Raw genomic sequence first — 26,987 nt, 5'->3', positions numbered from 1 at the left:
CCCCTGCCCCTTTACAGTTTGACGCCCGAGAAGGACATGAAGGCCATCGCCATCAGACCTGCGGTGACGAAGGTGATGCCGAGGCCCTGCAGTCCGTCCGGAATGTCGGAATATTTCAGTTTTTCGCGCACGCCCGCCATGGCGGTGATCGCCAGCGCCCAACCAAAGCCGGAGGACAGGCCATAGGTTGCGGCCTCGGCAAAGTTGTAGTCGCGCTCGACCATGAACAGCGAGCCGCCCAGGATGGCGCAGTTCACCGTGATCAGCGGCAGGAAGATACCCAGCGCGTTGTAAAGCGGCGGGAAATACTTGTCCAAAACCATCTCGAGGATCTGCACCATCGCCGCGATCACGCCGATATATGAAATCAGGCCGAGAAAGGTCAGGTCCACATCCGGGAACCCGGCCCACGCCAGCGCACCCGGCTTGAGCAGGTAGTTCAGCAACAGGTTGTTGGCCGGAACGGTGATGGCCTGCACGACCATGACCGAGATCCCGAGCCCCAGCGCCGTTGAGATTTTTTTCGACACGGCGATGAAGGTACACATGCCCAGGAAAAAGCTGAGCGCGAGGTTTTCGACGAAGATGGCCTTTACGGCCAGTGAGATGAGACCTTCCATCAGTGCGCCTCTACCTGCTGGATCTTGTATTCACGTTCCTCGACCTGGTTCGGCTTCCACGTGCGGAAGGCCCAGATGATCAGGCCGATGATGAAAAAGGCCGACGGCGGCAGCAGCAGCAAGCCGTTGGGCACGTACCAGCCGCCATTGTTCACGGTTTCCAGGATGGTCACCCCGAACAGAGAGCCCGAGCCGAACAGCTCGCGGACGACGCCGACCAGCATCAGGATCAGGCCATAACCCATGCCGTTGCCCAAGCCGTCGATGAAGGACGCCACGGGCGGGTTCTTCATGGCAAAGGCCTCGGCTCGACCCATCACGATGCAGTTGGTGATGATGAGGCCCACGAAGACCGACAGCGTCTTTGAGATCTCGAAGGCATAGGCCTTGAGGATCTGGTCGACCAGGATCACCAGCGACGCGATGATGACCATCTGAACGATAATCCGGATCGAGCCGGGGATCTGGTTGCGCAGGCATGAGATGAAAAAGGACGAAAACGCCGTCACGAACATCACCGCCAGCGACATCACGAAGGCCACTTGCAGCGACGAAGTTACCGCCAGCGCCGAGCAGATGCCCAGCACCTGCAACGTGATCGGGTTGTTGTCGACAAGCGGGTCGACCAGCAGATCTTTCTTGGTCTGTGACATCAGATCTCTCCTGCTTGCAGCTTGGCCAGGAACGGAGCATAGCCCGCGTCCCCCATCCAGAATTTCACCAGGTTGTCGACGCCGACCGTCGTCAGGGTCGCGCCAGCCAGCGCATCGATGTAGAAGTCGGGCCCTGCGGCGGGCATGGTTTTGGCAACCGTGATCTGCAGATCACCCGCATCGTCACGCAGCTTCTTGCCGCTCCAGAGGGCTTTCCAGCGCGGGTTGTCCACCTCGGCCCCCAAGCCCGGCGTTTCCCCGTGCTGATAGAATTGCAGCCCGAAGATGTCGTTGCCATTCGCTTCGAGCGCGATGAAGCCATAGAGCGTAGACCACAGCCCATAGCCGTGGACCGGCAGGATCACCTTGTCCAACGCGCCGTTTTCGTCGCGCAGCAGGTAGATCACGCGGTATTTCGCCTTGCGGCCGATGCCGGCAGGGTCGTCGGCAAGCGGCTCGCTCAACTCGGGGTCACTGGCGGCGGCAATATCGTCGAACGTGGCTGGGTCGAACTGGTCGTCGACGAATTCACCCGTCGCCAGTTCCAGCACATGCGGTTCGAAAGCGGCAAAAGCCTCGGCCACGTCGATGCCCGCCTCATAGACGCCCGCGACCTGCAGAACGTTGATCTGCTTGTCCTTGAGCTTGTTGGCCTCTTGCACCGGGCGCAGGCTGACCGCCGCGGCCGACACGATCATCGAAGCGACCAGGCACACGGCGACCGCGATGAAGATCGTCTTGCCAACCGAGTCCGGCGAGGCCGCCAGGAACCGGGCGATGGCGCCTTTGGGTTCAGGGGATTGCGTATCAGACATGGCGACGCGCCCTCCGTTTGATGTTTGCCTGAACGACGAAATGGTCGATCAGCGGCGCAAAGACGTTGCCGAACAGGATGGCCAGCATCATGCCTTCGGGGAAGGCCGGGTTCACCACCCGGATCATCACGACCATGACCCCGATCAGCGCGCCATATATATAGCGGCCCATATTGGTATGGCTGGCCGAAACCGGCTCGGTCACCATGAAGGCCAGACCGAACGCATAACCGCCCAGTACGACGTGCCAGTACCAAGGCATCGCGAACATCGGGTTGGTGTCCGATCCGATCAGGTTCAGCAGCAGGGTAAAGCCGATGGTCCCTGCCAGACAGCCCACGATCAGGCGGTAGTTGGCAATCTTGGTCATCAGCAGGAAGGCCAGCCCGACTATGCAGGCCAGGGTCGATGTCTCACCAAAGCTGCCCTGGATCGAGCCGAAGAAGGCGTTCCACCATGTGATGCCCTCGGCCGCCAGAGCCTGGTAGCCGTCAGCGGCCGATACCGCCAGCGCCGTCGCGCCGGAAAAACCGTCAACCGGGGTCCAGACCGCGTCACCCGACATGGATGCGGGATAGGCGAAATACAGGAAGGCGCGCCCCACCAGCGCGGGGTTGAGGAAGTTCTTGCCGGTGCCCCCGAACACTTCCTTGCCGATGACCACACCAAAGATGATCCCCAGCGCCACCTGCCACAACGGCGCGGTGGCCGGCATGATCAGCGTGTAAAGCATCGAGGTGACGAGAAAGCCCTCGTTCACTTCATGCCCGCGCACGGTGGCAAAGATCACCTCGAAGGTGCCGCCCGCGACCAGGGTCACGATATAGATCGGCAGAAAATACATCAGCCCGTGCATCACGTTGGCAAAGATGCTGGAGGGATCCAGAGAAATGCCCAGGGCCTGCAGGATGGCGATGCGCCAACCGGTTGCCGACTCCGGGCCCAGCGTCGCGATGGCCGAGTTGGCCTGGAACCCGGTATTGTACATGCCCCATAGGATGCAGGGGATGGTGGCGATCACGACATAGGTCATGATCCGCTTCATATCCACGTAGGACCGCGCGTGCGGCGCAACGGATGTTACGGTTTTCGGAGTGTAGATGAAGCTTTCCACCATCTCATAGATGGGGAAGAACTTCTCGTACTTGCCGCCCTTGGTGAAGTTCGGCTCGATCCGGTCAAAGAAGCTGCGCAAACCCATGTGGATCAGCCCTCCTTTTCAATCTTGGTCAGGCAGTCGCGCAGCGCCAGCCCGTATTCATACTTGGCCGGACAGGCAAAGCCCACAAGGCCCAAATCCTCTTCGTCCAGCTCCAGCGCGCCCAGGGCCTGCGCCGTGTCGGTATCCATCACCAATAGCGCCCGCAGCAGTTGCGTCGGCAGATAATCCTGCGGCATGAGCTCTTCGAAGGTGCCGGTGGGCACCATGGCGCGGCGACCGCCGTTCAGGTTCGACGTGAAGGCGAACAGCTTTTTGGCAAATGCCGAACCCAGAACCGGCTGCACCGCGTATTTCGACGGCATCGGACGGATCCAACCCATCGGGATCTGGTCGTGATCCTCGCGGATGATGCAGATCTGGCGCGCGAAGCGTCCCAGATAGGCGAACGGCCCGGTGGCTTGACGACCCGAAAGGACCGAACCCGAAATGACCCGTGCTTCGCCATCAACATTGATCTCGTCACGGGTCAGATCCTCGGTCGAGGCGCCCATGACGGTGCGGATCAGACGCGGTTGACGCGCGCCGGGACCGGTCAGAGCAACCACCACGTTCGGGTCCAGATGGCCCGACTGCAGCAGCCGCCCGATGGCAATCACGTCCTGATAGCCGACGGTCCAGACGGTTTTCTCGGCGGTCACGGGTTCGAGGAAATGGATATGTGTCCCGGCCAATCCCGCAGGATGGGGGCCGCTGAAGGCCGCGGCCTCGACGCCCGGCAGATCAGTGCCGGGGATCGTGTCGCCATCCTTCTGGCATAGATAGGTCTTGCCTTCGGTCAGCTTGGCCACGGCGGCCAGACCGGCGGCAAAGGCCTCGGCCGCGTCATTGATGATCAGCGCGACATCGGCGGCCAGCGGCTCGCTGTCCATGGCGGTGACGAAAACCGCGGCGGGCTGGGTGCCCGGCTGCGGCATCTTGGAATAGGGCCGCGTGCGGAACGCGGTCCACAGGCCGGCGGCGCACAGTTTGGCGGTGAGGCCCTGCGCGGTCTCGGCATCGCCCACGCCCGAGAAATCGACACCGGGGTCGTTGGGGTCCGACACTTCGATGACGACGCTCTGCAACACGCGCCGCGCGCCGCGGTTGATGGCCACGACCTTGCCGGTCAGCGGCGCCACCATCATCGCCTCGGGTGCGTCCTTGTGGCAGAACAGCGGCGTGCCGCGCTGGACGAGGTCGCCTTCCTGCACCAGCATCCGCGGTTTGAGACCGATATAGTCTCCACCCAGCACGCCAACCGAAGAATATGCTGGCCCAGGCTGAATGACCTGTTCAGGCGATCCCTCAATCGGAAGGTCCAGTCCCTTTTTCAGTTTGAAAGTTTGCATGTCGCTACGTTCTTCCAAGCCTTTTTCTTGCGCCCGTCATACAGGGCCCTTTGCTTTGGGCACTGAATAGCGCGGAGTTTCGTCAAGCCCGTCATAAAAACGACGAGGACCGGCCGAAATCCGCGGGCGTCTCTCTGATTACGGCCCCTTTACGCGGCGAAGCGGCCAAACGCAAACCTGTTACCGCCCAAATCGCGCGCCGTGTAGCTATTTTTACCCGAAACCACTGGCGGAGTACCAAAAACTTGGTAGGAAATTTCGTGTCGCACGGATGGTCCTGCTGATATAAGCAGCCGGAATGGAAAATACCGATCTTGAGATTTTTCTGGTCGCGACACCCGGTCTGGAGGCTCCCCTCCTCGCCGAAGCGCAGGAGGCCGGATTCGCAGAGGCCCGGCTCGCCCCCGGAGGTGTCACGGTTAATGGCAACCTGCGCGAGGTATGGCGTGCCAATCTCCAGTTGCGCGGGGCCAACAAGGTGTTGGTTCGGGTGGGTTCGTTCCCGGCTGTGCATCTGGCTCAGCTGGACAAGCGGGCACGAAAGTTTCCGTGGGGAGATTTTCTGAAACCCGATGTCCCGGTTCGGGTTGAGGCCACTAGCCGAAAATCCCGCATCTATCATGCCGGCGCCGCACGGCAACGGATTGAAGGCGCAATCTCTGACACGTTGGGGGCTCCGATCTCGTCCGAGGCGACGGTCCGTGTTCTGCTGCGAATCGAGAAAGACATCTGCACACTTTCCCTCGACAGTTCCGGAGAGGCGCTGCACAAGCGCGGGCACAAGGAAGCGGTGGCCAAGGCCCCCATGCGCGAAACGATGGCGGCGATGTTTCTGCGCAATTGCGGTTTTGACGGATCTGAGCCGGTGCTGGACCCGATGTGCGGCTCAGGCACTTTCGTGATCGAAGCCGCCCAGATCGCTCTGGGCCTGCCGCCCGGCCGCGACAGAGCCTTTGCCTTTCAGGACTTTGCCGGATTCGACCCCAAGGCATGGGCAGAACTCCGCGCCGACTGGGTCGCGACGCAGACAGATACCGCGTTTTATGGCTCGGACCGGAATGACGGGGCGATCGCGGCCGCGCAGGCAAATGCCTGCCGCGCCGGGGTGGACGGCGCGACGCAATTCCAAAAACGCGCAGTCGCTGACCTGAAACCGCCCATGGGCGGGCCGGGCCTGGTAGTCGTCAACCCACCGTATGGGGCACGCATCGGCGACGAAAAACGCCTGCGGTCGCTGTATGGCAGCTTTGGCAAAGTGATGTTGTCCAGGTTTTCAGGCTGGCGTGTCGGCGTCGTCACCAGCAACCAGTCTCTGGCGCGCGCCACCCGCCTGCCGTTGCTCCCGCCGGGTCCGATCGTCGATCATGGCGGCACGAAGATCCGCCTCTATCAAACCGAGGCCCTGCCCTGACCGGCCAATTCCTGCGGGTCCAAGCGGCAGAGTCAGTTCGGACAAAAAGCACACAGAATCCCTCTTGCGCATCAAATCCACTGGGTATAGATCACGCGCCACGGTCGGAGTGTAGCTCAGCCTGGTAGAGCACTGTCTTCGGGAGGCAGGGGTCGGAGGTTCGAATCCTCTCACTCCGACCAATAAAACAAGGCGCCCTGTGGCGCCTTTTTTTTGGTTGGTCGTATCTCCAAACATGTCCGGGGCAGCAACGTGATGAATTATTCGGCATCCGCGCACGATCTGCCATCTGGATAGGCGCTTCCCAGGGAATTGAGCGCAGCGCTCCGAGGGTGGCATTGCCTCGCTCTGCCTGCTTGGTCAGTTCGATGTTATGAACCAAACGTTGACCGTTGTTGTAGTCGAACAGAACCCGGACCGCGCCGATGCGATCCTCGAGGCCCTGAAAGCGGCGGGGAGCGTCGAGGCGCACGTGATCGATGGCGTGTCTGAATTGCCGCGCAAGATTGCTGTCCACAATCCCGATGTCGTTCTGATCGACATCGACAATCCATCTCGGGACATGCTTGAAGAACTGACAACCGCCTCCGGCCCGATGGAGCGGCCGGTTGCCATGTTCGTATCCGGGGCTGCAGGCGGCCTGTCCAAAGCTGCGGTCGAAGCAGGTGTCTCGGCCTATGTCGTCGACGGTCTGCATCCCGAAAGGGTCAAGCCCATCATCGACACCGCCATCGCCCGTTTCCAAGTACTGCGCCAAATGCGGACCGAGTTGGCCGAAACGAGACGCGCATTGGAAGAGCGCAAGGTGATCGACCGCGCGAAAGGGCTGTTGATGAAAGCAAAGGGCATTCAGGAAGATGAAGCTTATGCCCTGCTGCGCAAGACCGCCATGAATCAGAACCGCCGGGTGGCCGATGTGGCCGAGGCATTGGTGACCGCTTCGGGGCTGTTGTCATGAGGGCGGTCTCGCTCCGAGCGGCCTATATGCCGTTGGTCGATGCAGCCCCCCTGATCGTGGCGCACGAGATGGGATATGATCAGGCCGAAGGCATCTCTTTGGACCTGCGCCCTGCCCCGTCCTGGTCCTCGTTGCGGGACATGCTGGCCTTCGGACATGTTGATGCGGCGCATCTGCTGTCCCCTGTCCCGGTGGCCATGGCGCTGGGGCTTGGGGGGATCGTCACGCCCCTTTCGGCCGTATCGGTCCTGTCGGTAAATGGAAACGTGATCGGCGTCGGCCGCCAACTGGAAGCGCGGCTACGCGAAAATGGCTATGCCTTCGATTTCAGCGATGCTTTTGCGGCCGGAGCGGCCTTGGCAAAGGCGGCCGGTGGAACGCTGACCTTCGGGGTTCCGTTTCCGTTTTCCATGCATGTGGAACTGCTGCGATATTGGGTCAGCGGTACGGAACTCGCCTCGACCCAGGTTGAGATCCGCACCGTTCCCCCACCGTTGATGGCCCAGGCCCTGGCCGCCGGTGAGATCGATGCTTTCTGCGTGGGTGAGCCGTGGGGGTCGTTTTCCGTCGACGACCGGGTGGGTGCGCTTCTGCTGCCGGGGAACGCGATCTGGTCCTGTGCCCCGGAAAAGGTATTGGCCGTGCGAACGGATTGGGCACAGACGGAACCACATCTGACGGGCGCGCTGCTGCGGGCGATCTGGCGGGCGGGCCGGTGGCTTTCAAATCCCGAGAGCCTGACCACGGCGTCGGAGATGCTGGCGCAAAGGCTCTATCTGGATGTTCCCGCGGACCTGGTCGACCGGGCATTGACCGGTCAATTTGCGATTTCAGCGCGCGGAGACCAGCGTCAGGTCGACCGGTTTGTCACTTTTCATGAAGGCGCAACGGGCTTTCCTTGGCGCAGTCAGGCCAAATGGATCGCGCATCACATGGCGCGAAGATATGGACTGGATCCGTCAGATGCCGAGCGTACGGCAGCCGATGTGTTCCAAAGTGACCTGTATCGGCGCGAGCTGCAGGGAATCGGTGTTGTCATGCCCGCCGATTCTGAAAAGCCCGAGGGTGCCGGCAACGACCCGACGCTAGTGTCCGGCCCGGGTGGAAAGTTGATGTTGCCGCAAAACGTCTTTTTCGACAGTCGGATTTTTGAGCCTTCCCAGTAAGTGCGCCTAATTTTTTTGCACTGCAGCGTCAAATTATGCTGCGTTGCAGAATTTTCACCTGATGGCCGTCAATTTCGGATGACTCATCTGCTCACCGGTGCCTTTATCAGGACAACGGCAGGCAACGTCGCCCACCGTAGGAATTCGCCTGATGTCTTGGGCAAAACTTCTGAGCAAAGCCGCTCGACCAACCGCCTTCTCCTTCCGGCGGTGTGTGTCGGCGGCTTTTTTTTGGCCCGAACGTTGCTCGGGTCGCCACCCAGCCCGGTTTGGGCCGGACCGAAAGGAACAAAGATGAAAAAACTCATTCTGAGTCTTGTTGCGACGACAGCCCTTGTTGCGCCGGCCACCGCAGAAATGCTGGAGCTGGAAAAGGACGAACTGACCTTCGGCTTCATCAAGCTGACCGACATGGCGCCGCTGGCCGTTGCCTATGAGCAGGGGTATTTCCTGGACGAGGGCCTGTTCGTGACGCTCGAGGCGCAGGCCAACTGGAAGGTTCTGCTGGACGGCGTGATCGGCGGCCAGCTGGACGGTGCGCATATGCTGGCCGGTCAACCGCTGGCGGCGACCATCGGCTATGGAACCGAGGCGCATATCATCACGCCTTTTTCGATGGACCTGAACGGCAACGGCATCACGGTATCCAACGAGGTCTGGGCAGAGATGAAACCCAACATCCCGGTAATGGACGATGGCCGCCCGCAGCACCCGATCAGCGCCGAGGCACTGGCTCCGGTGGTCGAGAAGTACAATGCCGAGGGCAAGCCCTTCAACATGGGCATGGTGTTCCCGGTTTCGACCCACAATTACGAGCTGCGCTACTGGCTGGCCGCCGGGGGCCTGAACCCGGGCTATTACAGCCCTGAAAACGTGACCGGCCAGATCGGCGCGGACGTGTTCCTGTCGGTCACACCGCCGCCGCAGATGCCCGCCACGCTCGAGGCCGGCACGATCCATGGCTATTGCGTGGGCGAGCCGTGGAACCAGCAGGCGGTGTTCAAGGGCATCGGCGTTCCGGTCATCACCGATTACGAGCTGTGGAAGAACAACCCTGAAAAGGTATTCGGCATCACCGCCGAATTCGCCGAGCAATACCCGAACACGACCTTGGCCGTGACCAAGGCGCTGATCCGTGCGGCGATGTGGCTGGACGAGAACGACAATGCCAACCGTCCCGAGGCGGTCGAGATCCTCAGCCGCCCGGAATATGTGGGGGCCGATTACGAGGTGATCGCCAACTCGATGACCGGCACGTTCGAATACGAAAAGGGCGACAAGCGCGAGGTGCCCGATTTCAACGTGTTCTTCCGGTACAACGCGACCTATCCGTTCTATTCCGACGCGGTCTGGTACCTGACCCAGATGCGCCGCTGGGGGCAGATCCCCGAAGCCAAGGCAGACAGCTGGTATGATGAGGTCGCCAAGTCGGTCTACAAGCCCGGGATCTACCTGCAGGCCGCGCGCCTTCTGGTCGAGGAAGGCCTGGCGGACGAGGCCGACTTTCCCTGGGACAGCGACGGCTACAAGGCGCCCACTCCGGCTGAGGACATCATCGACGGCATTCCCTTCGATGGCCGCGCGCCGAACGCCTATCTCGAAAGCTTGCCGATCGGCCTGAAAGGCGACCAGAAGGTCGTCGGGACCGAAGTCCAAGGCTGACCCCGAACCGCCCTGCCCGGCTGCGGTCGGGCAGGGCCCCTGAAACGCTCCGCCATCGCAAGGACGCATCAGATGACAACGGTCGATCCGGAATTCAACGCAGACGCCGCACGGGACGCGCGCCGCGCCCGTCTATTCACCCGCATCAACGCCGCCGACAAATGGTTCCAGGTGCTGGGTCTCAGCTGGGCCACCCCGGTTCTGAAGGCCGCCGCCGGCGACAATCCCCGCGCCCAGATGGCCGAGATCTGGCGGCTGCTGATCGTGCCAATCCTGTCGATCTGCGCCTTTCTTCTGCTGTGGGCGACGCTGGCGCCCAAGGTGCAGACCTCGCTTGGGGCGGTACCCGGCCCGGCGCAGGTCTGGGAGGAAATGGTCAACCTGAATCAGGACGCTCAGGCCAAGGCCGCCAAACGCGCCAAGTTCGAGGCGATGGTCGAAAAGCGGAACCAGAAGTTGATCGAGGCCGGACGCGCGGACGAGGCCAAGCAGGTCGCCTATACCGGCGCGCCGTCCTACTACCAGCAGATCTGGACCTCGATCAAAACCGTGTTCTTCGGCTTTCTGATCGCCACGGTCGTGGCGGTGCCGCTAGGCATCGCGGCGGGGCTGTCGCCTACCGCAAACGCAGCGCTGAACCCGTTGATCCAAGTGTTCAAGCCGGTCTCGCCGCTGGCCTGGCTGCCGATCGTGACGATGATCGTCTCGGCCGTCTATGTCACCAATGACGGCTGGTTCGCGAAATCCTTCCTGATCTCGGCCATCACGGTGACTCTGTGTTCGCTGTGGCCCACGCTGATCAACACCTCGTTGGGCGTGGCCTCGATCGACAAGGATCTGGTGAACGTGTCCAAGGTTCTGAAGATGAACACCTGGACCAAGATCACCAAGCTGGTGCTGCCCTCGGCGCTGCCGCTGATCTTCACCGGGCTGCGCCTGTCGCTGGGCGTGGGTTGGATGGTCCTGATCGCGGCCGAGATGTTGGCGCAGAACCCGGGCCTGGGCAAATTCGTCTGGGACGAGTTTCAGAACGGCTCGTCCAGCTCGCTGGCCCGGATCATGGTGGCGGTCTTTACCATCGGCATCATCGGCTTCCTGCTGGACCGGGTGATGTACGCGCTGCAGTCCCTGTTTACCTTTACCAACAACCGGTGAGCGTGATGAGCATCCTCAGTTTCGAAAACGTCTCGAAATCCTTCGGCGAAGGCACCGGGCGCACCGACGTTCTGAACGGTATCGACCTGCAGGTGCAGGAGGGCGAGTTCCTGGTGATCCTGGGCTTTTCCGGCACCGGCAAGACCACGCTGATCAACCTGATGGCCGGGCTGGACATGCCTAGCCGCGGGCAGGTCACCTTCAAGGGCGCGCCGATCAAGGGGCCGGGGCCGGAACGCGGCGTGATCTTTCAGAACTACTCGCTGATGCCGTGGCTGACGGTCAGCGGCAATGTCGGGCTGGCGGTCGATACGGTCTTTCCGGGCCTGCCCAAGGCCGAGAAGGCCGCGAAGGTAGCCCATTTCGTCAAGATGGTCGGCCTCAGCCACGCGGCGTCGCGCCGGCCGGCCGAATTGTCGGGGGGGATGCGCCAGCGGGTCAACGTGGCCCGGGCGCTGGCTATGAACCCCGAGGTCTTGTTGCTGGACGAGCCGTTGTCGGCGCTGGACGCGCTGACCCGCGCCAACCTGGCCGACGAGATCGAGCGCATCTGGGAAGCTGACCGCAAGACCTGCGTGCTGATCACCAATGACGTGGACGAGGCAATCATCCTGGCCGACCGGATCATCGCCCTGAACCCCGACGGCACGCTGGGGCAGGAGTTCCGCGTCACGATCCCGCGCCCGCGCGACCGGGCGGCGATGAACACCGATGAAACCTTCAAGCGCCTGCGCGCCGAGGTCACCAAATACCTGATGGATGTGGGGATCGAGGCCAAGGTCGAAGGCACCCGCATTCTGCCCGAGGTCACGCCGATCCACGGCGTGCCCGCCGCCGTGACCGAGGCACAGAAGGGCATGATCGACAGCCGTTTTTTAGATTTCTCGCAACTGCACAAGGTCTATCCCACGCCCAAGGGGCCGCTGACCGTGGTCGAGGATTTCGACCTGAAGATCGACAAGGGCGAGTTCATCTCGCTGATCGGCCATTCGGGCTGTGGCAAATCCACGGTGCTGACCATGGCGGCGGGGCTGAACGAGATTTCCAAGGGCGCGATCAAGCTGGATGGCCGCCACGTCGAAGGCGCCGACCCTGAACGCGCGGTGGTGTTCCAGTCGCCCAACCTGTTCCCGTGGCTGTCCGCGAAAGAGAACGTGGCGATCGGGGTCGACAAGGTCTATCCGAACGCCAGCCAGGCCGAGCGGCAGGACGTGGTGGAATACTACCTGGAACGCGTCGGTCTGGCCGATGCGATGGACAAGCAGGCCAGCGACCTGTCAAACGGCATGAGACAGCGCGTCGGCATCGCCCGCGCCTTTGCCCTGTCGCCCAAGCTGCTGCTGCTGGATGAACCTTTCGGGATGCTCGACAGCCTGACCCGCTGGGAGCTGCAGGAGGTGCTGATGGAGGTCTGGTCGCGCACCAAGGTCACCGCGATCTGCGTCACCCATGACGTGGACGAGGCGATCCTGCTGGCCGACCGGGTGGTGATGATGACCAACGGCCCGCAGGCCACGATCGGCAAGATCACCCGCGTGGACCTGCCCCGCCCGCGCACCCGCAAGGCGTTGCTCGAACATCCCGACTATTACGCCTACCGGCAGGAAGTGCTGGATTTCCTCGAAGAATACGAACACGGCGCCAAGCCGAAATCGCCCGCCCCCAAGGCCATTGCAGCGGAGTGACCCCATGAAACAGAAACTTGTCGTGATCGGTGCCGGGATGGCGTCGGGCCGCGTGCTTGAACATCTGACCGAGACCGCGCCCGATGCGTTCGACATCACCCTGTTCAACGCTGAACCGCGCGGAAACTACAACCGCATCATGCTCAGCCCGGTTCTGTCGGGCGAGAAGACCTATGAGGACATCGTCACCCATGACGGCGACTGGTACGCGCAGCGGGGCATCTCTTGCCGCTTTGGCGAGCATGTGGTGAAGATCGACCGCGAGACGAAGGTGGTCGAGGGCGAAAACGGCCATGTCCCTTATGACAAGCTGCTGATTGCCACCGGCTCTGCCCCGTTCATCATTCCGGTTCCGGGCAAGGACCTGCCCGGCGTCATCTCCTATCGCGATCTGGACGACACCAACGCGATGATCGACGCGGCCGCCAAGGGTGGCAACGCGGTGGTGATTGGCGGCGGGCTTCTGGGGCTCGAGGCCGCGGCGGGGCTGGCCGAGCGCGGCATGACCGTCACCGTGGTGCACCTGATGGGCCACCTGATGGAACGGCAGCTGGACGAGGCCGCCGGATACCTGCTGCGCAAGGATCTGGAAAGGCGGGGGATCACCGTGCGGACCCAGGCCTCGACCAAGGCCATTCTGGGCGAAGGGCGTGCCGAGGCGGTGCTGCTGGAAAGCGGCGAGACGCTGCCCGCCGATCTGGTGGTGATGGCCGTCGGCATCCGCCCCGAAACCCGGCTGGCCACCGATGCCGGGCTGGACGTGGCCCGCGGGATCGAGGTGAACGCGCAGATGCAGAGCTCGGATCCGGATGTGCTGGCCGTGGGCGAATGCGTCGAATTCGACGGCCACCTGTTCGGCCTGGTGGCGCCGCTTTACGATCAGGCCAAGGTCGTGGCCAATACCCTGCTGGGCCAGCCCGATGCCTTCGTGGTCAAGGAACTGGCCACCAAGCTGAAGGTCACCGGCTGCGATCTGTTCAGCGCCGGAGACTTCGCCGACGGCGAGGGACGCGAGGACATCGTGTTCCGCGATCCGGCGCGCGGGGTCTACAAGCGGCTGGTGATCGAAGACGACCGCCTGATCGGCGCGGTCATGTATGGCGACACCGCCGATGGCAGCTGGTTTTTCGGCCTGATCAAGGACGGCACCGACATCGACGAGATGCGTGACACGCTGATCTTTGGCCCGGCCTACCAGGGGGGCGACACCGCGGACCCTCTCTCAGCCGTTGCAGCATTGCCGCCTGAGGCGGAGATCTGCGGCTGCAACGGCGTATGCAAGGGCACCATCGTCGAGGCGATCGCCGCCGGGGCCACCGATCTGGCCGCCGTGCGCGCCAGCACCAAGGCCAGCGCATCCTGCGGAACGTGCACGGGTCTGGTCGAACAGGTCCTGCGGGTCACGCTTGGCGATGAGTTCCAGATGCCGGCGGCGCAACCGATCTGCGGGTGCACTGACCTGACCCACGAGGACGTGCGCCGCCTGATCAAGGCGCAAGAGCTGAAAAGCCAGGCCGCAGTCTGGCAGGAGCTGGGCTGGGAAACGCCCAATGGCTGCCATGTCTGCCGGCCGGCGATCAACTATTATCTGCTGGCCGACTGGCCGCTGGAATACCGTGATGACCCGCAAAGCCGGTTCGTCAACGAACGCAAACACGCCAACATCCAGAAGGACGGCACCTTCAGCGTCGTGCCCCGCATGTGGGGCGGCATCACCAACCCGGCCGAGCTGCGCGCCATCGCCGACGCGGCCGAGAAATATGACGTGCCCACCGTCAAGGTCACCGGCGGTCAGCGCATCGACCTGCTGGGCGTCAAGGGCGAGGACCTGCCCGCCATCTGGGCCGACCTGAACAAGGCCGGCCTGGTCTCGGGGCACGCTTATTCCAAGGGTTTGCGTACGGTCAAAACCTGTGTCGGCACCGATCACTGCCGCTTCGGAACCCAGGACAGCACCGGCCTTGGCATCAAGCTGGAACAGATCCTGTGGGGCTCGTGGACACCGCACAAGCTCAAGCTCGCGGTCTCGGGTTGCCCGCGCAACTGTGCCGAGGCGACCTGCAAGGATATCGGCGTAGTCTGCGTGGACTCGGGCTATCAGATCGGTATCGGCGGGGCGGCCGGGATGGACGTCAAGGAAACCGAGCTGCTCTGCCAGGTCCCGACCGAGGACGAGGCGATCGAGGTTGTGATGGCCGTCACCCAGGCCTATCGCGAGGGCGGCAAGTATCTGGACCGGTTGTACAAATGGCTGGCCAAGGTCGGCATGGACTGGGTCAGGGCCAATGTGGTCGACGACCTCGAAAACCGTCGGGCATTGGTCGAGCGGTTCGAACTGTCGCAGAGCATCTATCGCAAGGATCCCTGGGCCGAGCATGTGCGCGACAAGGCGCCGAGCTATGCCCCGATTGCAGATTTCACCCTGGAGGCCGCGGAATGAGCTGGATCGACATCGGACATATCGACGACGTGCCGCTGCGTGGCGCGCGTCTGGTGAAAACCCGTCTTGGCTGCATCGCCATCTTCCGCACGGCCGAGGCCGAACTGTTCGCGGCCAGCAATGCCTGCCCCCACCAGGGCGGCCCGCTGTCCGAAGGCATCGTGCATGGCCAGTCGGTGACCTGCCCGCTGCACAACTGGGTGTTCGACCTGAATACGGGCGAGGCCCAAGGCGCGGATGAAGGCCGGATCACCACCTATCCGGTTCGGCTGGAGGGCGGGCGCATCCTGCTGGACGCCCGCGCCGTCACCGAGCGGAGCGCCGCGTGATGGACGGCTCGAACCTGCCCGAGGTGCGATCCACCTGCGCCTATTGCGGCGTGGGCTGCGGCGTGCTGCTGCGCCCGGACGGGGCGGGAGGTCTGACCGTGCGGGGCGACCCGGACCACCCGGCGAATTTCGGACGGTTGTGTTCCAAGGGCACAGCTTTGGGTGAAACGGTCGGGCTGGAGCACCGCCTGCTGACCCCGCGCGCCTTTGGCAGGGACGTGGGCTGGGACGACGCCCTGCAGCTGGTGGCCGACAGGTTCCGCGAAACGATTGCGGCGCATGGTCCCGACAGCGTGGCCTTCTATGTCTCAGGGCAGTTGCTGACCGAGGATTACTACGTGGCCAACAAGCTGATGAAGGGCTTCATCGGATCGGCCAATATCGACACTAATTCGCGGCTGTGCATGGCCTCGACCGTGGCCGGGCACAAGCGGGCCTTTGGCACCGACACCGTGCCCGGCACCTACGAGGATCTGGACCAGGCCGATCTGGTGGTGCTGGTCGGGTCGAACCTGGCGTGGTGCCACCCGGTTCTGTACCAGCGCGTTCTGGCGGCAAGGCAGGCGCGCGGCACCCGGATCGTGGTGATCGACCCGCGGCGCACCGCCAGCTGCGATCAGGCCGATCTGCATCTGGCGCTGAACCCGGGCAGCGACGTGGCGCTGTTCAACGGGCTGCTGACCGAGATTCATCGGCGCGGGGCCGTGGACCCGGACTTCTCGGAGCAAACCTCGGGTCTGGAAGCCGCTCTGGAAACGGCCGGAAACGACCAGATCTCGGAAACCGGCCTGACCGCCGAAAAACGCGCCGCATTTTTCGATCTATGGATCAATACCCCGCGCGTGGTGACGCTCTTCAGCCAGGGAGTGAACCAATCTTCCAGCGGGACTGACAAGGTCAACGCCATCCTGAACTGCCATCTGGCCACCGGTCGGATCGGGCGGCCGGGAATGGGCCCGTTCTCGGTCACCGGCCAACCCAACGCGATGGGCGGGCGCGAAGTGGGTGGTCTGGCCAACACGCTGGCTTGCCATCTGGACATCGAAAACGCCGATCATCGCGCCGCGGTTCAGGCGTATTGGCAATCCCCTGCAATACCGCAGTCTCCGGGGCTGAAGGCCGTGGACATGTTCCGTGCGGTCGAAGATGGGCAGATCAAGGCCCTTTGGATCATCCACACCAACCCGGCGGCAACCATGCCCGAAGCTGACAGGGTCAGCCGCGCAATCGCCGCCTGCCCGTTCACGGTCGTCAGTGATCTGACGTTGAATACCGATACGGCGCGTCTGGCCGACGTTGTGTTGCCGGCCGCTGGGTGGGCCGAAAAGAACGGAACGGTCACGAATTCGGACCGAACCATCAGCCGGCAACGCGCCGTTTTGCAGTCACCGGGCCAAGCGCGCCCGGATTGGGACATCCTGGCCGAAGTTGGCCGCCGCATGGGATGGAAAACCGCGTTCGACTACGCTTCACCGGCCGAGATATTCCGGGAATACGCCGCAATGTCCCAAATCGCCGCGCAGTTCGGGAAAGACTTCGACATTTCGGGCTTCTCCGACATTGACGAGGCGGGCTATGCCGAATTGGAACCCACCCGCTGGCCATTGGGTCGCAAGGGTGCAGGTGGGAGATTTTTTGGTGACGGACACTTCTTTCACTCCGACAGGAAGGCCCGGATCGTTCCCGTTGCTCATCGGCGTCCGGCAGCCCTGCCCGGACCGAAATATCCCTTTGTGATGAACACCGGACGCACACGGGATCAATGGCACACCATGACCCGGACCGGTCTTTCAGCCCGCCTGTCCGCGCATCTGGCCGAGCCGTTTGTGGACATTCATCCCCAGGACGCCGCCCGCAAGGGGATATCCAGCGCCGACCTTGTCGAGGTCACCAGCCGCACTGGGCGTGGTATTTTTCGCGCGCGCATCACCCAAGATGTTCGCATCGGTCACGTCTTTGCTCCCATCCATTGGACTGCGGAAACGGCCCCTTCGGGCCGGGTGGACATGCTGGTTCCCGGCACCACTGATCCGTTTTCCGGACAACCCGAAAGCAAGGCCACACCCGTTTCGATCTCGGTCATGCAGGCAGCGTGGTACGCCTTTGCCGTCTCCAGGAAACCCCTGAAACCCTCGGTCGCCTACCGCGCGACGGTCCGAACGGACAACGGTTACCGGACAGAGCTGGCTGATCATGCCCGGATACAGGATTGGGAACAAACCGCCCGCGAGTGGTTTGCGCTGACCGATGCGGACGCGGTCTCGGCAGGTGATCCGGCCCGCGGGTCATTTCGCATTGCGTTGTCGCAGAACGGATGCACGCAAGCGGCACTGTTCGTGTCGCCACGCCCCCTGCCCCTGATGCGGGACTATCTTGCGACGATGCCGGACATACCACCTGCACAGGTTCTGACCGGCCGCGCACCCGCAGATGCCAAGGACACCGGACCGATCATCTGCGCCTGTTTTGGCGTCGGGTTGAAGACGATCGTTGACGCGATCTCGTGCGGGAAAGCGATCAGTGTCGACGCTATCGGCGCGGCGTTGAGCGCCGGAACAAATTGCGGGTCTTGCCGGCCTGAATTGGGTGCCCTGATCGACCGGTATTCCCCGGATGCCGCGGACAACCTAAGCCGTCAATTGCAGGGAGACGTCGCCTAGCCCGGTCGCATTTCTGTTGACAGGTGATCCCGCTATGGGCAGCATTTTTCCATCGGATCGACAACCAGAGTGATCAAGCCGTGATTGACTGCACCAAAGATACCCAAGGCCGCCGGGCAACCGGTTGCAACCTCGTCGTCTGACGAGGGACGGGTTTTTTCGCAGTCTTCGGATGCTGAACCAGCAGCCCGAAACGATCTAAAACTTCTGCCCATGGCTTCATTTTATGCACAATCACGCTGGGCTTCGGCTGGCCGTCGATATTGGCGGCACATTTACCGATACCGTTCTGATGGACGGGCAATCCAATATCCTCGCAACGACGAAAACTCCGACGACACCGGACAACCCAACCGTCGGCGCCTTGATTGGTGCAAAGCGCGTTCTGGATGACGCCAATGCCGGTTTCTCGCAGGTTTCCGGGTTCATTCACGGCACCACTCTGGCCACCAATGCCCTGATCGAGCGGCGCGGCGCCACGGTCGCGACAATAACCACCGACGGGTTTCGGGACATACTCGAGATTGGGTATGAACGTCGCTACAGCCAGTATGACATCAATCTGGTCAAGCCCGACCTGCTGGTCCCACGCGCTCGTGCCTTCACGATCGGCGGGCGCATGGATGCACGTGGTGACGAACTGACACCGCTGGATGTCGCCGGAATGGACGATCTGGTACGCCAGATTGAGGATAGCGACGCCCAAGCCGTGGCGGTATGCCTGATGCATTCCTATGCCAACCCAAAGCACGAGCTGGCTCTGCGGGACCAATTGCTCAGGGCGCTCCCCGACCTAGCCATCTCGCTCTCGCACGAAGTCAGCCCCGAGGCGCGCGAATTTGACCGTCTGTGCACCACCATCGCCAACGCCTATATCCAGCCCCAGATGGCCGGGTATCTGGCCGAGTTCCAATCCCGCTTCGCCGCAGAGGGGCTGACCTGTCCCATTCTTATGATGACGGCCGGCGGTGGCATGACAACATTGGAAACGGCCGCCCGCCTGCCGATCCGGTTGGTCGAATCCGGCCCGGCCGGCGGGGCTATCCTTGCCGCACGGATCGCGGCTGAAACCGGTGCGCGCGCCGTAACCAGCTTTGACATGGGGGGGACGACGGCCAAGCTGTGCCTGATTAATGCTTTCCGCCCGCAGACAGCGCGCAGGTTCGAAATCGCAAGGGCCGCGCGCTTCATCAAAGGTTCAGGCATGCCGGTGCGCGTCCCCGTGATCGAGATGATCGAAATCGGCGCAGGCGGCGGCTCGATTGCCAGGGTCGATCGGCTGGGCCGCCTGCAGGTTGGCCCCGAAAGTGCCGGCGCACAGCCAGGCCCTGCCGCCTTCGGCAATGGCGGCAGGGCGGCGACCGTGACAGACGCCGATGTGGTGCAGGGCCTGATCGAACCCGGCCGGTTTGCCGAAGGCCGACTGACGATTGACACAGCTGCCGCCGAACAGGCCATCACCGTGGAAATCGGGAGCGCGCTGGACCTGGCACCGGACCTGGCCGCACGTGGTCTCAGCGAAATCGTCGACGAAAGCATGGCCGCCGCAGGTCGGATGCATGCGGTCGAGTCCGGAAAAGAGTTGGCAACCCGAGTGATGATCGCCTTTGGCGGCAATGGGCCATTGCACGCAACGCGAGTGGCCCGGCGATGTCAGGTCGACCAAATCGTGATCCCGAAGGACCCGGGCGTGGGGTCAGCGGTCGGATTTCTATATGCGCCGGTCGCCTTCGAAATCGTCCGGTCGCGCTATGCCACGCTGGACCAGCCGGATCTCGACGGTCTCAACGCCTTTTTTGACGAAATGACAGCCGAGGCGCTGACCGTGGTCCGTGCCGGTGCACCTGAAGCCGAGTTGTCGATCCGAAAACAGGCTTTCATGCGGTACCACGGCCAGGGTCATGAGATCGAGATCGCGCTTCCGGATCGGGCACTTGGGCCTGCAGACATCGAAACCCTGCGCCGGGATTTCGAATCCGAGTACAGCCGGTTGTTCCGCCGCGCGGTACCGGGAATGTCGATCGAGATTCTCAACTGGTCCGTCGAGGTGTCGTCACCCGCCCCTGCCCTCAGCCGGGTTCCTGACGCAGCCCACCAGCGCACGGTGCGCCCGTACGGCCATCGACGCATTCTGTGTGATGTCAGCGGGCATTGGTGCGACGCCGGTATCTACGATCGATCCGGGCTTGAACCCGGCGATAGCTTGCGCGGACCGGCGCTGATTACCGAGCCTCAAACCACCACATTCGTCAGCGCGGATTTTCAGGCCAGCGTCGATGGCGGCGGCAATCTCTGGCTCAACCGGATACAGGAGGACGCCGAATGAACACGACGAATACCCGTCTGCAGGTCATGTGGAACCGGCTGCTAGCGGTGGTCGAAGAACAGGGCCAGGCGCTGATCCGCGCCGCCTTTTCTCCGATCGTTCGTGAATGCGGCGACATATCCGCCGGCATTTTTGATGTACGCGGCCGTATGCTGGCCCAGGCCGTTACCGGAACGCCGGGCCACATCAACACGATGGCCGAAGCGGTTAAGACCCTGTGCGGGCGATACTCCAGCTCCGAAATGAAGCCGGGCGATATTTTTCTGACCAATGATCCTTGGATCGCATCCGGCCATTTGAACGATTTCCTGCTGATGATGCCGGTTTTTCATCGTGGCAACGTGGTTGGGTTTACGGCCTGCACCTCGCATCTGGTCGACCTTGGCGGTTTGGGCATGGGTCCCGAAGGCTCGGATATCTTTGATGAGGGGCTTCGAATCCCACCGTGCAAACTGGTCGACCAAGGTCAGTTGAACGCGCTGCTGATGGATATCGTCAAAGCCAACTCGCGCGAGCCCATCGCCAATGAGGGCGACATCTACGCATTGATCGCATGTTGCGAAACGGGCGCAGCGCGTCTGGCCGACATGATGGTCGAATTTGGCATCGACACTTTGGACAGTCTGGCCGATTACATCATCGAAACCTCGCGCCGCGGCACGATCGAGGCCATTTCGGCGCTGCCGAAGGGCACGTGGCACAATGTGCTGACCGTCGATGGATACGAGTGCGAGATCGATTTGCACGCAGCCCTGACCATCAAGGATGACCGGGTTCTGGTCGACTTTTCGGGCACATCGGGCCTGTCGCGCAAAGGCATCAACGTGCCGCTCAACTATGCAACGGCCTATACGGTATTTGCCCTGCGCTGCATCATCGGCCCAGACATCCCCAACAACGCAGGCTCTTTGGCGCCATTCCACGTGACGGGACCGGCGGATTGCATCCTGAATGCGCAGCCACCCGCTCCGGTGGCCATGCGCCATACGTTGGGACAGATGACCCCGGATCTGGTCTATGGCTGCCTGTCGCAGGCTCTGCCGGGCGCCGTGCCGGCCGAAGGCGCATCATGCATGTACGACCTGCCTCTGCGCCACGCACCCGAGGCGGTTTCCCGCGGTGGCACGCAGTTTGCTCTGGAATTGGTGTTCAGCGGCGGAACCGGCGCAAGGCCAAGCCTGGATGGCCTGTCGGCGACGGCCTTCCCCTCGGGTGTCTGGGGCAGCCAGATCGAGACAACCGAGGCTGTCGCGCCTGTCCTGATCACGCGTCGCGAATTGCGCCAGGACAGCGGTGGCCCCGGTCGCCTCCGCGGCGGATTGGGGCAGAACATCGAAATACGCTCCTCCACCGGCGAGGATTTTATGCTGTTCCTTTCGGTCGAACGCATCGCAAACCCAGCCAAGGGACGGCACGGCGGACTGGCGGGCGCGCCCGGTCGCATCCGTCTCGGCCCCGACGGCCCGGACTTGCCGGGCAAGGGCGAGGTGCGAATTGGCGGCGGCGAAACGCTGATCTTCCAAACTCCGGGCGGCGGCGGATTTGGGCCACCCGATGAAAGGTCACCCTTGGCTGTTCGACAGGATGTGCGGGACGAGCTTGTGAGCGCCCGGGCCGCGCAGCATGTCTATGGAGTAAAGCCATGATCCGTCCCGTTTCCCATGTCGCTGCCATGTCACCTTACGCGTTGGCTCAGCTGGATCCGCCGGCAGGACAGCGCCTTGTGTCGCTGTCGCAGAACGAAAGCCTGCGCCCGCCGAGTCCCTTGGTCGGACAGGCCGTCGCCGAGGCGGCCGCAAACGGGCACCTCTACCCGGACCCAGACTGGACGGCATTGCGTGCGCGACTGGCCGAGCTTCATAATCTGCCCGGGCAAGGTGTGTTGTGCGGGAACGGGTCGATGGAGTTGATTGCGGGTCTGGCGCTTGCCTTTGCCGGACTAGACGCCGCCGTTCTTGCCCCTGCGAACGCATACCCGTTTTTTCGTACCGTGGCTCAGTTGGCTCGCGCCCGTTTCGACACCGCCGCCGAGGTGGACGGATTCGTATCCGTCGACGCGCTTCTGGCAGCCGTGCAGCAGGATACTAGGGTGGTATTTGTAGCCAATCCCGGCAACCCGACAGGCACCCGTATCTGCCGCCGCGATCTGCTGCGGCTTCGGGAGGGGTTGCGGGACAACACCCTGCTTGTGATCGACGAGGCCTATGGCGAGTTCGCCGATGATTTGAACGAGCCGATGTTCGACCTTGTCGCGCGGGGGGACACGGTCGTTCTTCGAACTCTGTCCAAGGCCTACGGGCTGGCCGGGTTTCGCGTGGGTTGGGGCCTGTTCCCACCGCAGATCGCCGTCCAGATACGCAAGGTGATGAACCCAAACAACGTGTCGGTGTGCGGACAGGCGGCCGCCTTGGCCGCACTGAACGATCAGGACTACATGCACGAAACATGTGCCCTCACGGTCGAACTGCGCGACCGGTTCGCCGATCGCCTTCGGTCCGCCGGGTTCGACGTTCCCAAAAGTCATACCAACTTTCTTCTGATCCGCTTTGCGGACCAATCCACCGCGACCAGAGCCGACAAAGCCCTGCGGAAAAAAGGCGTTTTCCTGAGGCCGCAATCCGGCGCGGGACTGGCCAATTGCCTACGTGCCACCATCGGTCAGACTGCCGACCTCGAACTTATGGCCGCGATTCTGGAACGTTGGGCAGAGGAGTTTCAGCCATGACACAGCCAAATTTCCACCCATCCAGGGGCCGGGCCCGTTTCGGTATTCTCGTGCCGTTCACGAACACCAATCTCGAACCCGACATGACGATGCTGCGGCCCGAGGGCGTTTCGCTGCACTTTGCCCGGATGGGTGGCTATGATCAGGAAGAAATACCCGATGCTGCCCAAATGCACGGTCTTGGCGCTGCCGATCTGGAGGAGCCGCTCAGGCTTTTGCTCGGTGTCCGGCCGGATGTCATTCTTTATGGGTGTACCTCGGCAACGCTGACCCATGGCCCGGCCTTCGATCGCGAACTTGCCGACCGTATCAAGACCAGCAGCGGGGCGCAGACCGTTACGGCCGCGGGCGCCTTGGTGCATGCGCTGCGTGCGCTGGGGGCGACACGTATCGGCTTTGCCTCTCCCTATGTCGCGGACATCAATGACTTGGCAATCCGGTTCCTGGCCGAGACTGGCATTTCAACCGTGTCGCGGTCCGAAGTGACAGGCCAGCTGGACAATTACGGCCAAGGCGCCCTGACCCCGCAGGCGGTGTTTGACCTGGGTTTGGCTGCAGACTGCCCCGAGGCCGAGGTGTTGGTTTTGTCCTGTACGGACATGCGCAGCATGGAAATCATCGACCGGCTTGAAAAAACTGTTGGCAAACCCGTCGTCACTTCAAATCAGGCGATGGCATTCCAAGCAATGCAAATGGCCGGGATCACCACACCACCGGCCGGATTTGGCCGGCTGATGCTGAACCTGCAAGACTGAGGTCGAGCGCCAGAATGCGCAGTATTTTCAGCCGAGGCTTTTGGGGTGTTCAAATCTTAAACGCCCTCAATGCCTTGGATTGCTCGTGCTGGAAATACCCGTTGCGGTCACACAGGTCGTTCAAATCGGATTGCAGTTCCTTGGCCTCTTTCGTTCTGCCTTCCTGCACCAGAACCTGCACTTCGGCCGACAGCAGCCAGGCGACGAAGGCTTCCATCTCCATGTCACGCGCCAGTTCAAGACCTCGGTTCAGGACCAGCCGGGCATCCGGAAGTTCACCCAACACCGACTGCACCCGAGCCAGGGGAGCCGCTGCGAAACAGCACAAAACATCGATTCCAGCATCGTCCGACACGCGCAAGGCGCGGCGCAACGCAATGGCGGCGTCAGCCGGTTCATTTCGCTGCCAGCACCAGATCCCCCGCGCGATCAGCGCAAAACTCAGGTCATAGGCCTTGCCGGTTTCTTCGGCGATCGACAGCACCTCGCGGATACCTGCATCCGCTTCGTCAAACCGATGCATCATGCTGTTGGCGTTGGCACGGGTCGCAAGCCCGAGCACCGAAATCGACCCGGTGGTGCCCGCTTCGGCCACACGGAACATCGTCTGGAACAGATCCGCATGTTGATCAATCGCCGCCCGTGCTGCCGCGAAGTTGCCGTGAAACCATGCAGCCTGGGCCAGCGCAAAGGCCGCGTTTGCCTGCAGGCGCGGATCTTCGGCGTCGGTTGCGGTCCGCAGCGCGCGCTCAGACACCTCCATTGCTTGCCGCACATCCGCCAAGATCGTCAGCATGATCGCCTGGTCGACCTGAAACGCAACGCGCGCGGATGTGTCCCCCAACGCGTCGGACAAGGCTTCCGCCTCGCGTGAGATGGTCAGGATACGGTTGAAGTTCCCGCTGGCCACCAGCGAAACGCGCAGACCGCGCCGGGCGCGTAGCCCGAGGTCAACAGCCACCTGAGTGCCGGTCCGCTTTTGAACTTGGTCGATGCACCGCAGGGCGTTTTCGAAATATGAGACGGCGGCCTCAAACGAAAACAGCTTGATCGACATCTCGCCGCACCGCGTATAAGCCTCGGCAGCCTCCAGCCATAACTCGCCTTTGTCCGCGTGACGGGCGATGGACTGTGCCACGTCCAGATCGTCGGATGTGCCGCGGCTCAGCAGCGTTTCATGGATCGCACGGTGCAGCCTTGCGCGGCGCTGGCGTGGAATACTGCGATACCCGACCTTCTGCACCAACGCATGGCTGAACCGCAGCTGCTGGCCGTCCTGAGATTCCGGCAGCTCAAGAAAACCGCGCTCAACCAAGGTCGAAATCTGGGTTTTGGCGTCGAAGCCCAGCCGTTGAAGCGTGTCGGCCAGAACGCCCCAGGTCCACTGCAACCCGCCGACGGCAACCAGCTGCAGAGCTTTGCGGTCCTCGCTTTGCAGGGCATCAATCCGGGAGGCGATCAACGGTTGAACCCGGGCGGGGATCTCGATGTCGCCCAGGCTGTCCATCGCTCCGTCCTTGAACCCGGCTTGCGACATGCGGTCCCGCATGTGGTGGGCAAATTCTTCAACGAAAAGCGGCGTGCGGCCGCTCATGGCTTCGATGTATGAGCCCAGCTGACCATCGATGTCGCTCTGACCCAGCAAGCGCGTGATCAGGTCCTTGCAGGCCGCCTCGCCCAGCGGGGCGACCGGAACGACCTTGAGCAAGCCCACCGGGTCATTCGTGAACAGGTTCGCGTTGCGCGATGTCAGGAGGATCAGAACATTCGTTCCCCGCACCTGCCCCAGCAGGTTGTCGATGACGTCCAGAGTCCCCTGGTCGGCCCAATGCAAATCCTCGAACAACAGAAGCAGGGGCTTGTCCTGCTTTATCGACAGAACCAGCCGCGACAGCATCTGGTTCAATTGCCTCCGTCGGCGAGACGGGTCCACTGCCGAAAGCGCCGGTTCCGTTTGGAAACGGCTGAACAGCGAATACAGGGCCGATCGGGTATGCGCATCCAGGAACTTGGTTCCGCCCAGAACCTCGGACAGCTTCTGGTCCAGTTCGGCATCGGATTTGGTGTCCGACAATCCCAACCGGGCATTGATCACGCGGGTGATCGGCAGATACGCAGCTTCCTGATCCAAGGAAAAGCAGTTGAACTCCAGAACCTGGTGCGCGCCTAGGGGCCAGTTCTCGACCAGCTCATGCAGCAGCCTGGATTTGCCAACGCCAGCCGCCCCCAACAACAGAACCGAGTTTCCTTTGCCGTCACGCGCCTGGTTCCACGCCGCAACAAGCTCGGCCAGTTCCCTTTCGCGCCCGACAAAAGGCGAACGTTCGCGACGCGCCCGCGCCATCCAGCGCGACACCTGTTCTTTGCGGCCGGTGATTTCGAACAGCTTGATCGGACCCGCACCCCCGTCCAGCTCGAGATCGCCCACATGTGTATGGTCGAACATATCACCGGCATTCTCCAAAACCTGACCGGACACCGTGACCACGTTCTTTCTGGCGGCGGCCTCGATCTTGCTGGCGATGTTCATGACAGGTCCTAGAAAGGCCTGCTCTTCCCCTAGGGTGTGTTGCAACTGGCCCACCAGCAATTCGCCAGAATGAACGCCAACCCGCACATCCAACTGCCGATCGTCCAGCCTGCGGATGCGGTCGATGATCCGCTGGGCGCTGGCTATTGCCTTGACCGCGTGATCCTCGTCCGCGTTCGGTGATCCAAAAACCGCGAGCGCGCCATCGCCGGTGAACAACGTGGTTGCGCCAAACTTTTCGCAGATCGACATGATCAGTTCGATGGCAGGGCCCAGATGGCTGACGGCGTCTTCGGGATCCAAACTGCCGATCATCATGGTCGAACGAACAATGTCGGCGAACAGAACCGTGCACATTCTGCGCTCGGTCGGTTCGATCTGGACCTGTTTCCTCATGTTCAAGCGCCCCCCGACTGCCCGAGTTCAGTATGTCGCTGATCAAGGCCTTTTTCCAGACACCACGCAAGGGTGGCGCGGACCATCCACGGCATTGATATTGAGTAAAAAAACTATTAACAATTGGCCTTGTATTGCGAAAGGAACAATT

General features: G+C 62.3%; 19 protein-coding genes and 1 tRNA gene. 14 read left to right on the top strand and 6 right to left on the bottom strand.

Going from position 1 to position 26,987, the window contains the following annotated elements:
• Positions 1 to 11: 11 nt before the first annotated feature.
• The 5 genes from nqrE to ACR0JC_RS14090 are packed head-to-tail and all read right to left on the bottom strand — an operon-like array spanning position 12 to position 4,638.
• Complete coding sequence (gene nqrE / locus ACR0JC_RS14110) at positions 12 to 620, bottom strand: NADH:ubiquinone reductase (Na(+)-transporting) subunit E (protein WP_480763976.1); 609 nt, start codon at positions 618 to 620, stop codon at positions 12 to 14.
• Positions 620 to 1,273 (bottom strand): NADH:ubiquinone reductase (Na(+)-transporting) subunit D, encoded by a 654-nt coding sequence (locus ACR0JC_RS14105; RefSeq protein WP_170341437.1) that lies wholly within the window; start codon positions 1,271 to 1,273, stop codon positions 620 to 622. The genes nqrE and ACR0JC_RS14105 overlap by 1 nt, the downstream gene beginning before the upstream one ends.
• Complete coding sequence (locus ACR0JC_RS14100) at positions 1,273 to 2,088, bottom strand: Na(+)-translocating NADH-quinone reductase subunit C (RefSeq protein WP_170341429.1); 816 nt, start codon at positions 2,086 to 2,088, stop codon at positions 1,273 to 1,275. Before ACR0JC_RS14100 ends, ACR0JC_RS14105 begins: the two co-directional genes overlap by 1 nt.
• Positions 2,081 to 3,289, bottom strand: a complete 1,209-nt coding sequence (locus tag ACR0JC_RS14095; RefSeq protein ID WP_093963368.1) for an NADH:ubiquinone reductase (Na(+)-transporting) subunit B — start codon at positions 3,287 to 3,289, stop codon at positions 2,081 to 2,083. Before ACR0JC_RS14095 ends, ACR0JC_RS14100 begins: the two co-directional genes overlap by 8 nt.
• Positions 3,290 to 3,294: 5 nt before the next feature.
• On the bottom strand, positions 3,295 to 4,638 hold the full coding sequence (locus tag ACR0JC_RS14090; protein ID WP_170341428.1) for a Na(+)-translocating NADH-quinone reductase subunit A: 1,344 nt from the start codon (positions 4,636 to 4,638) through the stop codon (positions 3,295 to 3,297).
• A gap of 298 nt (positions 4,639 to 4,936) precedes the next feature.
• Here ACR0JC_RS14090 and ACR0JC_RS14085 point away from each other — a divergent pair, with 298 nt between their 5' ends.
• From ACR0JC_RS14085 to ACR0JC_RS14020, 14 genes are all read left to right on the top strand, one after another.
• Complete coding sequence (locus tag ACR0JC_RS14085) at positions 4,937 to 6,049, top strand: THUMP domain-containing class I SAM-dependent RNA methyltransferase (protein ID WP_170341426.1); 1,113 nt, start codon at positions 4,937 to 4,939, stop codon at positions 6,047 to 6,049.
• A gap of 105 nt (positions 6,050 to 6,154) precedes the next feature.
• A tRNA-Pro gene (locus ACR0JC_RS14080) sits at positions 6,155 to 6,231 on the top strand.
• A gap of 191 nt (positions 6,232 to 6,422) precedes the next feature.
• A complete protein-coding gene (locus tag ACR0JC_RS14075; protein WP_170341425.1) occupies positions 6,423 to 7,007 on the top strand; it encodes an ANTAR domain-containing response regulator in 585 nt (194 codons plus the stop codon).
• Positions 7,004 to 8,173: an ABC transporter substrate-binding protein gene (locus ACR0JC_RS14070; RefSeq protein ID WP_170341423.1), complete on the top strand. Its 1,170-nt coding sequence runs from the start codon at positions 7,004 to 7,006 to the stop codon at positions 8,171 to 8,173. Before ACR0JC_RS14075 ends, ACR0JC_RS14070 begins: the two co-directional genes overlap by 4 nt.
• A 294-nt stretch (positions 8,174 to 8,467) precedes the next feature.
• Positions 8,468 to 9,835, top strand: a complete 1,368-nt coding sequence (locus tag ACR0JC_RS14065) for a CmpA/NrtA family ABC transporter substrate-binding protein (protein ID WP_170341421.1) — start codon at positions 8,468 to 8,470, stop codon at positions 9,833 to 9,835.
• A 72-nt stretch (positions 9,836 to 9,907) separates the two neighbouring features.
• The gene (locus ACR0JC_RS14060; protein WP_170341419.1) at positions 9,908 to 10,990 is read left to right on the top strand and encodes an ABC transporter permease; all 1,083 of its coding nucleotides are present in this window, start codon (positions 9,908 to 9,910) and stop codon (positions 10,988 to 10,990) included.
• A 5-nt stretch (positions 10,991 to 10,995) separates the two neighbouring features.
• Positions 10,996 to 12,675 (top strand): ABC transporter ATP-binding protein, encoded by a 1,680-nt coding sequence (locus tag ACR0JC_RS14055; RefSeq protein WP_170341417.1) that lies wholly within the window; start codon positions 10,996 to 10,998, stop codon positions 12,673 to 12,675.
• A gap of 4 nt (positions 12,676 to 12,679) precedes the next feature.
• Entirely contained in the window at positions 12,680 to 15,115 is a 2,436-nt protein-coding gene (gene nirB / locus ACR0JC_RS14050; protein WP_480763975.1) for a nitrite reductase large subunit NirB, read from the top strand.
• Positions 15,112 to 15,444 (top strand): nitrite reductase small subunit NirD, encoded by a 333-nt coding sequence (nirD, locus tag ACR0JC_RS14045; RefSeq protein WP_170341413.1) that lies wholly within the window; start codon positions 15,112 to 15,114, stop codon positions 15,442 to 15,444. The genes nirB and nirD overlap by 4 nt, the downstream gene beginning before the upstream one ends.
• Positions 15,444 to 18,104: a nitrate reductase gene (locus tag ACR0JC_RS14040; protein ID WP_170341411.1), complete on the top strand. Its 2,661-nt coding sequence runs from the start codon at positions 15,444 to 15,446 to the stop codon at positions 18,102 to 18,104. The genes nirD and ACR0JC_RS14040 overlap by 1 nt, the downstream gene beginning before the upstream one ends.
• A gap of 226 nt (positions 18,105 to 18,330) precedes the next feature.
• The gene (locus tag ACR0JC_RS14035; protein WP_480763974.1) at positions 18,331 to 20,430 is read left to right on the top strand and encodes a hydantoinase/oxoprolinase family protein; all 2,100 of its coding nucleotides are present in this window, start codon (positions 18,331 to 18,333) and stop codon (positions 20,428 to 20,430) included.
• Complete coding sequence (locus tag ACR0JC_RS14030) at positions 20,427 to 22,076, top strand: hydantoinase B/oxoprolinase family protein (protein WP_170341408.1); 1,650 nt, start codon at positions 20,427 to 20,429, stop codon at positions 22,074 to 22,076. The genes ACR0JC_RS14035 and ACR0JC_RS14030 overlap by 4 nt, the downstream gene beginning before the upstream one ends.
• Positions 22,073 to 23,155, top strand: coding sequence for a pyridoxal phosphate-dependent aminotransferase (locus tag ACR0JC_RS14025; protein ID WP_170341406.1), 1,083 nt, complete (start codon positions 22,073 to 22,075; stop codon positions 23,153 to 23,155). The genes ACR0JC_RS14030 and ACR0JC_RS14025 overlap by 4 nt, the downstream gene beginning before the upstream one ends.
• Positions 23,152 to 23,910 carry a maleate cis-trans isomerase family protein gene (locus ACR0JC_RS14020; RefSeq protein ID WP_170341404.1) on the top strand — a complete coding sequence of 253 codons (759 nt, stop codon included), beginning with the start codon at positions 23,152 to 23,154 and terminating at the stop codon, positions 23,908 to 23,910. Before ACR0JC_RS14025 ends, ACR0JC_RS14020 begins: the two co-directional genes overlap by 4 nt.
• Before the next feature lie 49 nt (positions 23,911 to 23,959).
• Here ACR0JC_RS14020 and ACR0JC_RS14015 read toward each other — a convergent pair whose 3' ends face one another.
• Positions 23,960 to 26,836 carry an ATP-binding protein gene (locus ACR0JC_RS14015; protein WP_170341402.1) on the bottom strand — a complete coding sequence of 959 codons (2,877 nt, stop codon included), beginning with the start codon at positions 26,834 to 26,836 and terminating at the stop codon, positions 23,960 to 23,962.
• Positions 26,837 to 26,987 lie beyond the last annotated feature (151 nt).

The organism is Ruegeria sp. CH5 (assembly GCF_056537025.1).
Note: the sequence above shows the minus strand (reverse complement) of the source record. Positions and strands in the feature narration are given on the sequence as shown.